A 14339-nucleotide genomic window follows, 5' to 3' on the forward strand; every position below is an offset into this window, starting at 1 on the left:
GGGCCCCTGGGGCAAGGGCCCTGCCCGCCGCCCCCCCGGCCGGGGCTCAGCCGTCCACGCGCTCCTCGGACCGGTCACCCGCCCAGAGCGTGTGGAACACCCCCTCGCGGTCCGCACGCCGGTAGGTGTGCGCCCCGAAGTAGTCGCGCTGGCCCTGGACCAGAGCGGCGGGCAGGCGCTCCGCGCGCAGCGCGTCGTAGTACGCCAGCGCCGCCGAGAACCCCGGCGTCGGCACCCCCTGCGCGGCGGCCGTGGCCACGACGTGCCGCCAGTCTTCCTGGGCCCGGCCCATCTCCTCCGCGAACGCGTCGTCGGACAGCAGGCTGGGCAGGTCCGGCCGGGCCGCGTAGGCGTCGCGCACACGGTCCAGGAACGCGGCGCGGATGATGCACCCCGCACGCCACAGCGCCGCCACCGCGCCGGGGTCCACGTCCCAGCCGTACTCGGCGCTCCCGGCCGCGATCTGCAGGAAGCCCTGGGTGTAGGAGACCAGCTTGGACGCGTACAGCGCCTGCTCGACCCGGTCCGCGAACCGGGCCGCCTCCTCCTCGCCCAGCGGTGCGGGCACGGGGCCGGGCAGGGCGCGGGAGGCCTCCCGCAGCTCCGCCCCGCCCGACAGCGAGCGCGCGAAGACCGCCTCGGCGATCCCCGGCACGGGGACCCCGAGGTCCAGGGCCGTCTGCACGGTCCAGCGGCCGGTTCCCTTCTGCTCCGCCCGGTCCTGGACCACGTCGACGAACGGCTCGCCCGTGGCCCCGTCGCGGTGGGCGAGCACCTCGGCGGTGATCTCGATCAGGTAGGAGTCCAGGCGCCCGGTGTTCCACGAGCGGAAGGTCTCCGCGATCCGCTCGGGCGAGTACCCGGCGACCGACCGCAGCAGCTGGTAGGCCTCCGCGATCAGCTGCATGTCGGCGTACTCGATGCCGTTGTGCACCATCTTCACGAAGTGCCCGGCGCCGTCCGGTCCCACGTGGGACACGCATGCGGTGCCGTCGGGCGCCCTGGCCGCGATCCGCTCCAGCATCGGCGCGAGGGACCGGTAGGACTCCGCCGACCCGCCCGGCATGATGCTCGGGCCGTTCAGGGCGCCCTCCTCTCCCCCGGACACGCCGGCCCCGACGAAGTGGATGCCGCGCTCGCGCAGCTCCGCCTCGCGGCGCCGGGTGTCGAGGAAGTGGGCGTTGCCGCCGTCGACGATGACGTCGCCCTCCTCCAGCAGGGGCGCGAACTCCTCGATCACGGCGTCGGTCGGCCCGCCCGCCTTGACCATGACCACGAGGCGGCGGGGCCGTTCGAGCGAGGCGACGAAGTCCTCCGCCGAGTAGGCCGGGACGAAGGAGCCCTCGTCCCCGAACCCGTCGACCAGGTCGCGCGTCCTGGCTTCCGACCGGTTGTGCACGGCGACGGTGAACCCGTTCCGTGCGAGGTTGCGGGCCAGGTTGCGTCCCATGACCGCGAGGCCCGTGACACCGATCTGCGCGGTGGCGTCCATCGTGCGTCCCCCTGTTGTCCGACGGCGGCTGTGTCCCCCGTTGCAAAGTACAGCCGGGCGCCACCCGGAGCGGTGTTCCGGGGGCGCCCGGCGTGTGGTCCGGCGGGTTGCCGGCTCGGCTGCCCCGCGGCACGCAGGGTGCGGTCGCCACCGGCCCCCGGACGGGCTCCGGCGCTCCGCCGGGCCCCGGGCTCAGCTCTCCGCCGGGCCCTTGGCCAGCGCGTCCACGAGGAGGCCGACGAGGGGGCGGACGCGCTCCCCGGCGGCGTGCCGTGCGGAATAGGCGACACCGCCCATGAGGAGCAGGACGTCGTCGGGGGAGACATCGGTTCGCAGGCTGCCGTCCCGGGCACCGGCCTCCAGGAGCGTGGAGACAGCGCCGAGGAGGAGTGCGCGGCTGTCGCGGTAGGGGTCGACCCCGGAGGCGATGACCGTGTTGAGGGCTTCGGACATACCGCTCTTGGCCGTGGCGTAGCGGATGAAGTCCTCCATCCACGCACGGGTCGCCTCGAGGGCCGGGTGCCGGTCGAGGAGGACGTCCGCCTTCTCGCACACGTGGGTGAGTTCACGCCGGTAGGCGGCCTCGATGAGGGCCTCCCGGGTCGGGAAGTGCCGGTAGAGCGTGCCGACGCCGACACCGGCCTTCTTGGCGACGGCCGCCGGCGCGGTGTCCAGACCCTGTTCGGCGAAGACCTGCGCGGCCACCTCCAGAAGGCGCTCTCGGTTCTGCAGCGCGTCGCTCCTGGTCCGGCGCGGGGTGGCGGGCATGCGAGTTCCTTCGTGTCCGTCTCGGCTTGCATTCCGGAACGCGTTCCGCTTAAAGTCCAAACGGAACACGTTCCGGTAGAACCCTACTCCAGGAGACTCCCGTGCCCCCTGTCCAGGACAAGGCCGTACGCCACTGGTTCGTCACCGGCGCCTCCGGCGGCCTGGGCCGCCACCTCACCGAGCACGCCCTCCGGAGCGGCGACCGCGTCACGGCCACGGTCCGCCGCCCCTCGGCCCTGGACGACCTGCGCCGGACCTACGGCGACCGGCTGTCCGTCGAGGTCCTCGACCTCGCCCGGCCGGACGACGTCGAGGAGGTGGTCGGCAGGACGCTCCGGGCCGGCCCCGTGGACATCGTGGTCAACAACGCCGGATACGCGGTCGTCGGCGCCGCCGAGGAGATGACCGCCGAGCAGATCCGCGACCAGATCGAGGTCCTCCTGCTCGCCCCCATGATGATCACCCGGGCCTTCCTGAAGCCGATGCGCGAGCAGGGCGGCGGCCGGATCATCCAGATCTCCAGCGTGGGCGGCCAGGTCGGCCTCCCCACGCACAGCGCCTACCACGCGGGCAAGTGGGGGCTGGAGGGCTTCACCGAGAGCGTCAGCCGCGAAGTCCGCGACTTCGGCATCCACCTCACCCTCGTCGAGCCCGGCGCCACCCGCACCGGTTTCGCGTCGGCCCTGGACTACACCACCGAAACGGCCGCCTATCGCGACAACGCCGTCGGACCGATCCGGCGCCACCTGGAGACCGCCGACGGGAGCGCCTTCACCGGCGATCCGGCCAGGATCGCCGCCGTCGTCCACGACACCACCCGCCACCCCGACCCGCCCCTGCGTCTGGCCCTCGGTTCGGACACCTACGACGCCGTCCACGCGGCGCTCACCGAACGCCTCACGGCGCTCGTGTCCCAGAAGGACCTCGCAGCGTCCGTCGCCTTCTCCCCCTGATCCGACCCGCCGACGCCCCGCCCGCAGGACACGGCCCGGCGACGTGCGGTCGCGGGCGGGGGCGCCCGTTCCGGAACGCGCCGCGGAGCGCTACGGTGTCGGCGCAGACGAGAACCCGCGCGGGCGGACAGCCGTTCCCGACCCCGGCCGCGCCGTCCCGAGAGTCCGAGGTCAGCCATGTCCCAGGCACACGATCGCGCCCGCGCCCTCCACGAGGCCCGCCGGACGCGCAAGCCGGTCCCCCCGTTCACCGACGCCGACCCCGCGCTCGGCGAGGCGGAGGGGTACGAGACCCAGGCGGAGCTGCTGGAACTGCTGCTCGCCGACGGCGACGAGGTCATCGGCTACAAGGTGGGACTGACCTCGGCCCCGGCCCGCAAGCTGCTGGGCATCGACTCCCCCGACCACGGCCCGCTCCTGGCCTCCGCCGTGTACCGGGACGGCGGCACCCTGCCGCTGGACCGTTTCATCGCGCCGAAGATCGAGGCGGAGATCGCCCTGAGGCTCGGCTCCCCCCTGAAGGGGCCGGGCGTGACCGTCGAGCAGGCCCGGGAGGCGGTCTCGGAGGTCAGGGCGGGGGTCGAGATCGTCGACTCCCGCATCGAGGACTGGCGGATCCGGATCGCCGACACGGTCTCCGACCTGGCGTCCACGGGGGCCATCGCCGTCTCCGACACGGCGGTCCCCCTGGAGGGGTTCGAGCCCCGCCTGGTTGGCATGGTCCTGAGCCGCAACGGTGAGGTCGTGGACACCGGGGTCGGCGCCGCGGCGCTGGGCGACCCGGTGGCCGTGCTCGCGTGGCTGGCCAACTCCCTGGCCGGGTCAGGCAGGGGCCTGGAGCCCGGACAGCTGGTCCTGACCGGCGCCCTGCACACGCCGATCGCCCTGGAGGCGGGGGACGTGTTCACGGCCGAGTTCGACCGGCTGGGGTCGCTGACGCTGCGGGTGGCCGAGACCGTTTAGGGAGGAACCGAACCGGGTTTTCCACCTCCGGGAGAGATTTTCCCGAGTTCGCACCTTGACGACGTAGATCTACCAAAGGGGAAGAATGTCCGGTGTTCGCGGGGGCGCCGGGGACCGCCGTCCGTGGTCGGTGGAGTTCGACTCCCACGGAAGGAGCGTCCACCGGCCCGACCACCCCGCCCGGGAGTTCGAGCGCGCCCTCCTGGACCACCTCCACGACCGGGGGTGGCGGGGCGCGCCCCGCCAGTACGGCCACGACCACCGCGGACGCCTGGTGTACGACTTCCTTCCCGGCCGGGCCGTCCACCACCGCGACCCCCTCCCCCGCCACTACATCGCCCGTGCGGCCCGGCTCACCCGGGAGTTCCACGACCTGACCGCCGGGACCGCGCTCGCCGGGGACCAGGAGGTCGTCTGCCACAACGACCTGGACCCCCGCAACACCATCGACCTGGACGGCGTGCCCTACGCGTTCGTGGACTGGGAGCTGGCCGCCCCGGGCCGGCGCGTGCACGACGTCGCCCACCTGTGCTGGCAGTTCGCGCGCCTGGGCCCCGGGGCGGTCGGCGCGGGCGCCCGGATCCGGCTGGTCTGCGACTCCTACGGACTCGCCGAACGCGGGGACGTCGTGGAGACGGTCCTGTGGTGGCAGGACCGCTGCCGTCGGGGCATCCTCGACCTGGCCGCGAAGGGCGACGCGAAGATGCGCCACTTCCGCGACCAGGGTGTCGTGGAGGAGGTGCGGGAGGCCCGTGAGTGGACGGCCGGGCACCGGGCGGAGCTGGAGGCCGCCCTGGCCTCCGAGGCTCCCCCGCCGCACCCGCCCGGCGACCCGGCCGCCTGGTGAGGCCGTGGCCTCCCCCCGGCCGGACCCGCCGCCGTCGACGCGGGCCGGGTCGGAACGAGCGTCGGGGACCCGCGAGGACGACCGTCCGGCCCCCACCGCGTCCGCCCCGCCGCTACGGGCGCGAGGCGGGCTCGGGGGCCATGAGCCGGAGCTGGAGACGGGTGAGCTTCTCGTGGGCGGGGGTGCCCGGTTCCGCGCTGAGCATGACCACGCGCAGGTCGGAGCCCGGCACCGCGAGGGTCTGGGAGTCGAGGTCGAGCACGCCGAGTTCGGCGTGATCGACGCGCTTGCGCAGCGTCGTACGCGGCCGGACGTCGTGCCGCCGCCACTCCGCCGCGAACCCGGGAACCCGCTCGGCGGACTCGCCGACCAGCCGCCGGAGCGCGGAGTCGTGCGGGCGCCGGGACAGCGCCTCGCGCGACTGGGCCGCCGCCTGCGCCTCGAACCCGCCCGTCGCCTCCGGGGGCGCCGAGCACACCGTCCCGCCCAGGCGCGCGGCCAGGCGCAGCACGTTGCGCTCGGCCGGGGGCAGCGCGCCGAAGTCCGTGACCAGCGCCGCCGCCAGGCCGTTCCAGGCCACGATGTCGTGGCGGTCGTCGCAGACGTAGGCGGCGACCGGGCCGAGCCGGTCCAGCAGGGCGAGCACCCCCGGCGGGACCTGTTCGGCCGGACCCGGCCGTGCGGACGGCGCGTGCCCGGCCAGCCGGGACAGGTGCGCCCTCTCCGCCCCCGACAGCGACAGGGCCCGCCCGATCGCGTCGATCACCTGCGGTGAGGGACGCGGAGCCCGGGCCTGCTCCAGCCGCTCGTAGTAGCTCACCGAGACCCCGGCGAGGTCGGCGACCTCCTCGCGCCGCAGCCCCGGTGTGCGCCGCGCGCGCCCGCCCGAGCGGGCGGGAAGGCCGGCGTCGGCCGGGCGCAGGGCCTCGCGGCGGGCGCGCAGGAAACCGCCGAGTTCTCGCTTGTCCACACCCCCAGCCTGCCATGCGCGCGGGCGGCGAGCCACGGACCAGTGGTCCGGGGACGAAGCGGCCGTTCCCCCGCACGGCGCGCCCCGCCACTGTGGTGGACGAGGGACCCGACAACGGAGGCGGAGATGGAACGATCACCCGAAGAAGTGCTCCGGCGGATGCTGGAGCTGCTGGAGGCCAAGGACATGGACGGCATCGCCGGGATGTGGGCGCCGGACGGGACGGCCGCGTTCCCGTTCGCGGAGGCCGGGGCGCCCACGCGGTTGGACGGCCGGGAGGCGGTGCGCGGCTACCTGTCCGGATACACCGATGTGTACGACGTCACCGGTGTCCCGGCGATGCGCGTGCACCGCACCGGGGATCCGGAGACCGTCGTCGCCGAGTACAGCGCCGAGGGCCGGACGGTGCGCACGGGCGCGCCCTACCGGATGGACTACATCACCGTGGTCACGGTGCGGGACGGGTTCATCACCGAGTTCCGCGACTACTGGAGTCCCGTGCAGGCGGCACGCGCCGGCGGCGGGCTGGAAGCGCTGCGGAAGGGGCTCGGGGCATGACGATCCTCGTCACCGGCGGCACCGGCAACACCGGCCGCCCCCTGGTCGAGACGCTGCGGTCCCGCGGCGCGGACGTGCGCGTGGCCAGTCGCAGGCCGGGACCCGGGGGCGTGCCCTTCGACTGGGCGGACCCGGGGACGCACGCCCGGGCCCTCTCCGGGGCGGAGGCCCTGTACCTGGTGCCTCCGCCGCTGACCCTGGACCCCATGCCGGCGGCCGGGCCGTTCCTGGCGGCCGCCCGGGCCGCCGGGGTGCGGCGCGTGGTGCTGCTCGGCTCACTGGCGGAGCTGCCCGGCGCCCCGGGCGCCGCGGAGCTGGGCGGGGCCGTGCGGTCGTTCCCGGAGTGGGCGGTGCTGCGGCCGTCGGGGTTCATGCAGAACTTCACCGGTGCGCACCCGGTGGCGGTGGGCATCCGCGAGCGCGGCGAGATCCGCTCGGCGACCGGCGGCGGGCGGCTCGGATGGATCGACGCCGCCGACATCGCGGCCGTCGCGGCGGAGGTGCTGACGGCGCCGGGGCCGGTGACCGGCGACCACGTGCTCACCGGGCCGGAGTCGTTCGGGTACACGGAGGCGGCAGCGGTCATCGCCGACGCCGCCGACCGGCCCGTGCGCCACACGCCCGCGCCGGCGGACGAGCTGGTCCGGCGCAACCTGGACGCGGGCATGCCGGAGCCCTTCGCCTCGGCGCTGGTCGCGGTGGACTCCGGCATCGCCCGGGGCGAGGAGGACCGCGTCACGGACACGGTCCACCGCCTGACCGGCCGCCCGCCCCGCGCCTTCGCCGACTTCGCCCGCGCCCACCGGAAGGAGTGGTCCGCCGTCTGAGGGGCCGGGCGGACCGGTCCGGCGGCCGGCGGTGCGGGACGCCGCCCGTCCCCCGGACCGGTCCGGCCGCGCCCGCGCGACGCGGGTCGCCTCCGGGCTCCGCCGCCGCTTCGACGCGGGGCGGTTGGTGAGGCTAACCTAACGAGGGGCGTTTTCCGCCCGTCCGTCCGACCGAGGAGTACATGGGCCCGTGCGCATCGAACACCCCCGCCACCGCGCGATGATCCGCACCCGCGTGGTGCGCACCACCCGCGTCAGCAAGCACTTCGTCACGGTGACCCTCGGCGGCGGGGAACTGGAGGGGTTCGACTTCCTCGGCCGCGACCAGTTCGTGCGCCTCTTCCTCCCCCGCGAGGGCCAGGACCGGCTGCACATGCCCGCCGACGCCGACAAGCGCTGGGTGGAGCAGCTGTACGCGATGTCCGACGACCGCAAGCCGCACGTGCGCAGCTACTCCGTGCGCCGCTTCGACCCGGAGGCGCTCGAACTCGACCTGGAGTTCGTGGACCACGGCGACGCCGGCCCGGCCTCCGCCTGGGCCGCTGCGGCCGCCCCCGGTGACGAGGCGGGCCTGCTCGCCGACGCCGTCTACTACGTGCCCTCCGAGGACACCGACTGGCAGCTCCTCGTGGGCGACGAGAGCGCCGTGCCCGCCCTGGTGTCGATCCTGGAGCAGGCCCCCGCCGGCCTGCGGGCCCGGGTCTACCTGGAGGTCCCCTCCTCCGACGACGTCCGGCCGCTGCCCGACCTGCCCGGCGTGGACGTGCACTGGCTGCCCCGCACCGACCCGCACGCCCTGCCCGGCAGGCTCGCCCTGGACACCGTGCGCGCCGCCGAGTTCCCGCCGGGCCGCCCCTTCTGCTTCGTCGCCGGGGAGAACGCCCTGCCCACCGGCCTGCGGCGGGCGCTGGTCCGCGAGCGCGGGGTGCCCAAGTCCGACATCGCGTTCGTCGGCTACTGGCGCCACGGCGCCTCGGCCATGGACTGACCGGGTGCACCGGCAGGGCGCCGGAAGGGCGGCCCCGTCAGCCCGCGAGGTAGGCGAGGACCGCGAGCACCCGGCGGTTGTCGTTCGGGTTCACCGGCAGGTCGAGCTTGGTGAAGATCCCGCTCACGTGCTTGGCGACCGCCGCCTCGGTGACCACCAGGGCCTCCGCCGCCGCGGCGTTGGTGCGGCCCCTCGCCATCAGTTCCAGCACCTCGCGCTCGCGCGGGGTCAGCCGCTCCAGGACCGACCGGTTGCGGCGCCGTCCCAGCAGGCGGCGCACCACCTCGGGGTCGACGACGGTGCCCCCGGCGGCGACCCGCTCCAGGGTGCCCAGGAACTCGTCCACGTCCCCGACCCGGTCCTTGAGCAGGTAGCCGACCCCCTCGGCGCGGCTCTCCAGGAGTTCGGCGGCGGCCGCGCCCAGCACGTACTGGGACAGGACGAGGATCCCCGTGCGGGGGTGGGCGCGGGCGAGCGCGATCGCGGCGCGCAGCCCGTCGTCGTTGTGGCCGGGCGGCATGCGCACGTCGGTGACCACGAGGTCGGGGCGGTGCGCGTCCACCGCCGCCATGAGCGCGGGTGCGTCGCCGACCGAGGCCGCCACCTCGTGCCCGACCATGGCGACGAGCTGTTCCAGGCCCGCCCTCAGCAGGACCGAGTCCTCGGCGATCACGATCCGCACGGGATCCTCACCTCCACCGTCGTCGGCCCTCCGCCGGGGCTGGTCAGGGACACCCGCCCGCCCAGGGCTGCCGCCCGGTCGGCCAGGCCGGTCAGCCCGCTCCCCCGGTCCGGGTCGGCGCCGCCGCGGCCGTCGTCGGTGACCGTGAGGAGCAGGGTCCCGCGCCGCGCCCCTCCGTTCACGCGCAGGCCCACCCGGACGGCGTCGGCCCCGGAGTGGCGGGCGGCGTTGGCCACGGCCTCGGCGGCGCAGAAGTACGCGGTGGACTCGACGGCGTCGGGCAGCCGCCCCACGTCCCCCGCCTCCACGGCCACCTCCACCTGCTGGGTGTCCGCCAGCTCCTCCAGCGCGGCGACGAGTCCGCGCTCGGTCAGGGCCGCCGGATGGATGCCGTGCACCAGCTCGCGCAGCTCGACGAGGGCGGCGCGGGCGTCGGCGTGCGCCTGTGCGACCAGGGCCCTGGCCTGCTCGGGGTCGTCGTCGAACCGGCTGCTCGCCATGCCCAGGCGCACGACCAGCGCGGTGAGCCGCTGCTGGGCCCCGTCGTGCAGGTCGCGCTCGATCCGCCGCCGTTCGGCCGTGAACCCGTCCACGATCCGCGTGCGCGACCGGGACACCAGGACGAGCCGCTCCCCGAGCTCGGCCAGTTCCTCCCCCCGCGGCGCGGTCAGCAGCGCACGCGCCAGCCGGGCGCGGCCCGCCGCCAGCACCATGGCCGTGTAGGCGCTCACCGGCAGCGCGCCGAGGCCGAGGAGGACGGCGGGGGCGACCGGGGACGGGCCGTCGGCGACCCCGGCGGCGCGCAGCACCGGCGAGGCCAGCAGGGCGGCCGGCACCCCCGTCAGGACCACCGCCACGGTCAGTTCGACCACGCACAGCAGCGCCAGCAGCAGCCCGTGGGCCAGCTCCAGCCAGGAGGCCGCCTCGCGTGAGCGCCACCGGATCCAGCCCGCGGGCCCCGACCCCGGCGGCGGGGGCGTGTGCGGGGAGGGCGCGGGCGCCCCGTCCACGAGGGCGAGCCTGCGGCGCTCGACCGCCCCCAGGGGGAGGCCCGCCAGGGTGAGCAGCGGCCAGCACAGGAGCGACCACACCGCGGCGACCGGGGCCGACGTGGCCAGGTAGAGCAGGGCACGCCACGGCCAGGGGGTGAGGAGCACCGCGACCGGACGGCGTACGAGCGCCGGCCACAGAGCCGTCTCGGCGTCGTTGTCTCGCACCGGGGAATCCTATGCCGCCCCTCGCGGGAAAGGGGGATCCGCAGGCGAAGAGGGGTGCTGCCCCCACCCCGGGGGTCGAGGTTCCTCTACCTGCCCGCCCGTCCGGGGGCCGGTGCGGTGCAGGCGCACGCACGCGATGCCGTGGCCCGCCGGACGGGCTGACGGGCGGGCCGCACACCGGCGCCGCCGGCGTCCGGCCCGGGGAGGGGCCGGGCGCCGGGTGTGGAAGGGGCCGGGGGCGTCCGGCCCCCGGCCTCACAGCCGGGCGTTGCGCAGGACCGGCACGGCCTCGCGCACGGCGGCGGCCTCCTCCACGTCGATGTCGGCGACCAGGATCCCCGGCGCCCCGTCGAGCCCGGCCCTGCGGGTGCCGTCCGGGCCGATGACGGCGCTGTGGCCGATGCCCCGGGGCGCGGTGCCCTCCACCGGGCCGGGGTCGGCCTGTCCGCAGGCCAGCACCCACGACGTGGAGTCCAGGGCGCGGGCGCGAGTGAGCAGGTCCCACTGCTCCCGCTTGCCGGGGCCGGCGCCCCAGGAGGCGCACACGGCGATCACCTGGGCCCCGGCCAGGGCGAGCCCCCGGAAGAGTTCGGGGAAGCGGACGTCGTAGCAGACGGCCAGGCCCACGCGGACCCCGCCGACCTCGATGACGACCGGCTCGGCTCCGGGGGCGACGGAGTCGGACTCCCGGTGCCCGAAGGCGTCGAAGACGTGGATCTTCTGATAGGCCGCTTCGACGCCGTCCCCGGTGGCCAGCAGCAGGTTGCGGACCCTTCCGTCACCGGCCGGGGCGAACGTCCCGGCGAGGACGGTGACCCCGTGGCGGGCGGCGATCCCGCGCAGGCCCGTCGCCCAGGGCCCGTCCAGCGGCTGGGCGGCCCCGGCCAGGTCGGCCCCGAAGTGGACCATGGCGGCCTCGGGCAGGACCACCAGCTCGGCCCCGGAGGCCGCGGCCTCGGCCACGGCGGTCTCCGCGATCGCGAGGTTCTCCTCGGGCCGGTCGGTGGAGGAGATCTGGCAGAGTGCTACGCGCATCGTGTTTCCCCTGTGTTTCTTGGCTCATGGAGTGCGCGCCGACGGCGCGCCCCGGGACAGTAAGGTCGTGCATACATGTTGTGTACGTGAGGAGGGGCAGTGGCCGCATCGGGTCGGGAGAGGGCCTACCAGTTCCTGAAGGACTCCTACCTGAGCGATCCGGAGCGCCAGGGGGGCTTCATCAACGAGCAGGAGGTCGCCAGCCTGATCGGGGTGTCGCGGACCCCCATCCGCGAGGCGCTCCTCCTCCTGTCCGCCGAGGACCTGGTGCAGCTCATCCCCAAGCGCGGCGCCTACGTCGCCCCGATGAGCGGGCGCGAGCTCTCCGAGCTGATGGAGATGCGCGGCATGGTCGAGCGCCACGCGGCCGAGCAGGCCCTGCGCCGGGGCGCGGCGCCGGTCGGGCCGATGGAGGACGCGCTGCGGCACCAGGAGGAGCTCACGGTGCCCGAGGAGGCCCGCACGTTCATCGACTGGGACCACCGCTTCCACTCGGCCCTGGTCGCCTCGACCGGCAACGACATGCTCATCAAGTTCTACGACGGGCTGCGCGCCCGGCAGGTCCGGGCGGGCATGGTCGCCCTGTTCTCCACCCAGGACCGGTACGCGTCCGTCCTGGACGAGCACACCGTCATCCTGGACGCGCTGCGCTCGGGTGACGAGGCCGCGGCCGCGGCGGCCATCGACTCGCACCTGGACGCCACGCTGAAGGTCCTGCTGGAGAGCTGAGCGACCGCCCTCCGGGGCCCCGGAGGGTGCGCTCGGGCCCGGTGGCGGTCCGGGCGCCCACCGGGCCGGACCGGCCGCCGCGCACGGCGGCCGGGGGACCCCGTGGCGCGGACGCCCGGCCCCGGGAGGCGCGCAGGCCCCGGACACCACCGGTCTAGGCCCCGGCGCCGGCGAGGAGCTCCTCGTCCTCGTGCGGCGCGGGGTCGCGGCCCAGCGCCAGGCCCGCCACCGTGACGGCGGCCGTGACGGCGACGTAGACGGCCAGCGGCACCCAGCTGCCGGTGGCGGCCAGCAGGTACGTGAACACGAGCGGCGCGACGGCGCCGCCGATGATCCCCGCCAGGGTGTAGGCGAGGGAGCTGCCCGTGTTGCGCAGGCGCGGGTGGAACTGCTCGGAGACGAAGGCGGCCTGCGGGCCGTACATGACCGAGTGCAGGGCGAGGCCGACCACGATGCCGCCGGTGAGGGCGAGGAACGAGGCGTCGGCGATGGCCGGGAAGAACACGAAGGGCCAGATCCCGGCGCCGAGGGCGCCCAGGCCGTAGAGCAGCCGCCGGTTGACGCGGTCGGAGAGCCACCCCGCGAGCGGGATGAGGGCCACCTGGAAGGCCGACCCGGTCAGGACCGCAGCCAGGACCGTGCCGGACTCCAGCCCGAGCACCTGGGTCCCGTAGGTGAGGACGAAGACCGTGAACAGGGCGTAGACGACGTCGGGGGCGACCCGGCTGAGGACCGCCGCGGTCAGGGGCCGTGCCTGCTTCGTGAAGACCTCGCGCAGGGGCGCCGAGGGCCGCTCCCCCTCCTCCGCGATGGCCTGGAAGACGGGGGTCTCCTCCAGCTTGGCCCGGATCCACAGCCCGAAGAGGACGAGGACGCCCGACAGGAGGAAGGCGACGCGCCAGCCCCAGGAGAGGAACTGCTCCTCGGTGAGCAGCAGTCCGAGCAGGGCCAGGACGCCGTTGGCCATGAGGTTGCCCAGGGGCGGGCCCACCTGCGCGGCCGAGGCGAAGAAGCCCCGGCGGCGGGGGTCGCCGAACTCGCTGGACAGGAGCACGGCGCCGCCCCACTCGCCGCCCACGCCGACGCCCTGGGCGAAGCGGAGGGCGACCAGGAGGACGGCGGCGGTGCCGCCGATGCTGGCGTGCGTGGGCAGGAGGCCGATGAGGAAGGTGGCCACGCCGATGAGCACGAGCGTGCTGACGAGGACCTTCTTGCGGCCGACGACGTCGCCGAGGCGGCCGAAGAAGATCCCGCCCAGCGGCCTGGCCACGTAGCCGACGGCGTAGGTGGAGAACGCGAGCATCGTCGCGGCCAGCGGGTCGTGGCTGGGGAAGAAGAGGTGCCCGAAGACGAGCGCCGAGGCCGCCGAGTAGATCGCGAAGTCGTACCACTCCAGGGCGGTTCCCGAGAGGCTGGCGATGAACGCGCGCGCCACCGTCCCGCGCCCCACCTCTCTCGCGCGGGTCGTCGCTGCTTGTGGCTGGTCCATCTCGTTCCTTCCGGTCGTGTTGCGCGGATGCTGGTTATACTCGTCGTATACAAGAGGTATGCGCAAGTCCCGGAGGATTTTGATGACCGAACTGCAATTCGAACTCAACGACGGGACCACGGTCGCCGTGGAGGTCACGCACCTGCTCAACGCCGGCTACACCGGCCGCAGCCAGGACGACGTGCGCGCCCACGTGGAGGAGCTGGCCCTCCTCGGCGTCCCCGCCCCCACCACCACACCGGCCCTGTACCCGGTGTCCCCCTACCTCGCCGCGCAGGTGTCGCAGGTCCCGGCCCAGCACGGCCGCACCTCCGGCGAGGCCGAGTGGGCCCTCGTCGTGACCGGCCCCGAGCCGCGGGACGTGCTCGTCACGGTGGCCTGCGACCACACCGACCGCGAGCTGGAGGCGCACGGCGTGGCGTGGAGCAAGAACGCGGGCCCCGACGTCCTCGGCGCCAGGGCCTGGCGCCTGACCGACGTCGAGGACCGGTGGGACGACATCACCCTGAAGGCGTGGGTCGGGACCGGGGACGGCGAGGCCGAGATCCAGGACGGCACCCTCGCCGAGCTCCTGCCCCCCTCCTACTGGCTGGAGGTCCTGCGGGAGCGCGGCCTGCTGGTGACCGGCGCCGTCCTGCTGTCGGGCACGATCCCCATGCGCGCCGACGTGGACCAGTTCGCCTCCGCCTGGCGGGTGGAGCTGACCGACCCCGCCGCCGGGGACACCCTCGGGCTGGCCTACCGGGTCGCCCCGCTCCCCGAGCCCATCGGCTGACCGGGTCCGCCGGACGACGGACGGGCCGGGCGCCGCTTCCTCGGCG

The 14339-nt window shown here is 75.2% G+C and carries 15 protein-coding genes; 8 read left to right on the forward strand and 7 right to left on the reverse strand.

Features of this window, described 5'->3' with window-relative positions; translation table 11 throughout:
• Positions 1-46: 46 nt before the first annotated feature.
• Complete coding sequence (gndA, locus tag ACWGL3_RS25010; RefSeq protein ID WP_267949572.1) at positions 47-1492, reverse strand: NADP-dependent phosphogluconate dehydrogenase; 1446 nt, start codon at positions 1490-1492, stop codon at positions 47-49.
• Positions 1493-1684: 192 nt separating this feature from the next.
• Positions 1685-2260, reverse strand: coding sequence for a TetR/AcrR family transcriptional regulator (locus ACWGL3_RS25015; RefSeq protein ID WP_452461851.1), 576 nt, complete (start codon positions 2258-2260; stop codon positions 1685-1687).
• Positions 2261-2361: 101 nt separating this feature from the next.
• Here ACWGL3_RS25015 and ACWGL3_RS25020 point away from each other — a divergent pair, with 101 nt between their 5' ends.
• From ACWGL3_RS25020 to ACWGL3_RS25030, 3 genes are all read left to right on the forward strand, one after another.
• Positions 2362-3213, forward strand: coding sequence for an SDR family oxidoreductase (locus tag ACWGL3_RS25020; protein ID WP_452461852.1), 852 nt, complete (start codon positions 2362-2364; stop codon positions 3211-3213).
• A 177-nt stretch (positions 3214-3390) separates the two neighbouring features.
• On the forward strand, positions 3391-4176 hold the full coding sequence (locus tag ACWGL3_RS25025) for a 2-keto-4-pentenoate hydratase (RefSeq protein ID WP_452461853.1): 786 nt from the start codon (positions 3391-3393) through the stop codon (positions 4174-4176).
• An 85-nt stretch (positions 4177-4261) separates the two neighbouring features.
• Positions 4262-5023, forward strand: a complete 762-nt coding sequence (locus ACWGL3_RS25030; RefSeq protein WP_267949568.1) for a phosphotransferase — start codon at positions 4262-4264, stop codon at positions 5021-5023.
• Positions 5024-5135: 112 nt separating this feature from the next.
• Here the strand turns inward: ACWGL3_RS25030 and ACWGL3_RS25035 are convergent, their stop codons facing one another.
• On the reverse strand, positions 5136-5993 hold the full coding sequence (locus ACWGL3_RS25035) for a helix-turn-helix transcriptional regulator (RefSeq protein ID WP_452461854.1): 858 nt from the start codon (positions 5991-5993) through the stop codon (positions 5136-5138).
• 126 nt (positions 5994-6119) lie between these two features.
• On the opposite strand from ACWGL3_RS25035, the gene ACWGL3_RS25040 reads away from it, so the two are divergent.
• The 3 genes from ACWGL3_RS25040 to ACWGL3_RS25050 all read left to right on the forward strand — a co-directional run bounded on the left by ACWGL3_RS25040 (position 6120) and on the right by ACWGL3_RS25050 (position 8366).
• Positions 6120-6551: a nuclear transport factor 2 family protein gene (locus ACWGL3_RS25040; protein WP_267949566.1), complete on the forward strand. Its 432-nt coding sequence runs from the start codon at positions 6120-6122 to the stop codon at positions 6549-6551.
• Positions 6548-7378 (forward strand): Rossmann-fold NAD(P)-binding domain-containing protein, encoded by an 831-nt coding sequence (locus tag ACWGL3_RS25045; RefSeq protein WP_267949565.1) that lies wholly within the window; start codon positions 6548-6550, stop codon positions 7376-7378. The genes ACWGL3_RS25040 and ACWGL3_RS25045 overlap by 4 nt, the downstream gene beginning before the upstream one ends.
• 190 nt (positions 7379-7568) lie before the next feature.
• The gene (locus tag ACWGL3_RS25050; protein ID WP_452461855.1) at positions 7569-8366 is read left to right on the forward strand and encodes a siderophore-interacting protein; all 798 of its coding nucleotides are present in this window, start codon (positions 7569-7571) and stop codon (positions 8364-8366) included.
• Between the two features lie 37 nt (positions 8367-8403).
• Here the strand turns inward: ACWGL3_RS25050 and ACWGL3_RS25055 are convergent, their stop codons facing one another.
• The 3 genes from ACWGL3_RS25055 to ACWGL3_RS25065 form a co-directional block, all read right to left on the reverse strand.
• Entirely contained in the window at positions 8404-9048 is a 645-nt protein-coding gene (locus tag ACWGL3_RS25055) for a response regulator transcription factor (protein WP_267949563.1), read from the reverse strand.
• Complete coding sequence (locus ACWGL3_RS25060; RefSeq protein ID WP_267949562.1) at positions 9036-10265, reverse strand: sensor histidine kinase; 1230 nt, start codon at positions 10263-10265, stop codon at positions 9036-9038. The genes ACWGL3_RS25055 and ACWGL3_RS25060 overlap by 13 nt, the downstream gene beginning before the upstream one ends.
• Positions 10266-10520: 255 nt before the next feature.
• Positions 10521-11300, reverse strand: a complete 780-nt coding sequence (locus tag ACWGL3_RS25065) for a carbon-nitrogen hydrolase family protein (protein ID WP_452461856.1) — start codon at positions 11298-11300, stop codon at positions 10521-10523.
• Between the two features lie 99 nt (positions 11301-11399).
• Between ACWGL3_RS25065 and ACWGL3_RS25070 the strand changes: the two genes are divergently transcribed.
• Positions 11400-12029, forward strand: a complete 630-nt coding sequence (locus ACWGL3_RS25070) for a GntR family transcriptional regulator (protein WP_267949560.1) — start codon at positions 11400-11402, stop codon at positions 12027-12029.
• Positions 12030-12183: 154 nt separating this feature from the next.
• On the opposite strand, the gene ACWGL3_RS25075 is transcribed toward ACWGL3_RS25070, so the two are convergent.
• Positions 12184-13518, reverse strand: coding sequence for an MFS transporter (locus ACWGL3_RS25075; protein ID WP_267949559.1), 1335 nt, complete (start codon positions 13516-13518; stop codon positions 12184-12186).
• 82 nt (positions 13519-13600) lie between these two features.
• Here ACWGL3_RS25075 and ACWGL3_RS25080 point away from each other — a divergent pair, with 82 nt between their 5' ends.
• Complete coding sequence (locus ACWGL3_RS25080; protein ID WP_452461857.1) at positions 13601-14293, forward strand: DUF2848 domain-containing protein; 693 nt, start codon at positions 13601-13603, stop codon at positions 14291-14293.
• Positions 14294-14339 lie beyond the last annotated feature (46 nt).

The sequence above is a fragment of the Nocardiopsis sp. NPDC055824 genome, assembly GCF_053616335.1.

Coding starts and splice junctions, on each gene's coding strand:
- ACWGL3_RS25075 (WP_267949559.1), bottom strand. CDS start 13,518: ATGGACCAGCCACAAGCAGCGACGACCCGCGCGAGAGAGGTGGGGCGC.
- ACWGL3_RS25065 (WP_452461856.1), bottom strand. CDS start 11,300: ATGCGCGTAGCACTCTGCCAGATCTCCTCCACCGACCGGCCCGAGGAG.
- ACWGL3_RS25030 (WP_267949568.1), top strand. CDS start 4,262: ATGTCCGGTGTTCGCGGGGGCGCCGGGGACCGCCGTCCGTGGTCGGTG.
- ACWGL3_RS25015 (WP_452461851.1), bottom strand. CDS start 2,260: ATGCCCGCCACCCCGCGCCGGACCAGGAGCGACGCGCTGCAGAACCGA.
- ACWGL3_RS25025 (WP_452461853.1), top strand. CDS start 3,391: ATGTCCCAGGCACACGATCGCGCCCGCGCCCTCCACGAGGCCCGCCGG.
- ACWGL3_RS25045 (WP_267949565.1), top strand. CDS start 6,548: ATGACGATCCTCGTCACCGGCGGCACCGGCAACACCGGCCGCCCCCTG.
- ACWGL3_RS25080 (WP_452461857.1), top strand. CDS start 13,601: ATGACCGAACTGCAATTCGAACTCAACGACGGGACCACGGTCGCCGTG.
- gndA (WP_267949572.1), bottom strand. CDS start 1,492: ATGGACGCCACCGCGCAGATCGGTGTCACGGGCCTCGCGGTCATGGGA.
- ACWGL3_RS25040 (WP_267949566.1), top strand. CDS start 6,120: ATGGAACGATCACCCGAAGAAGTGCTCCGGCGGATGCTGGAGCTGCTG.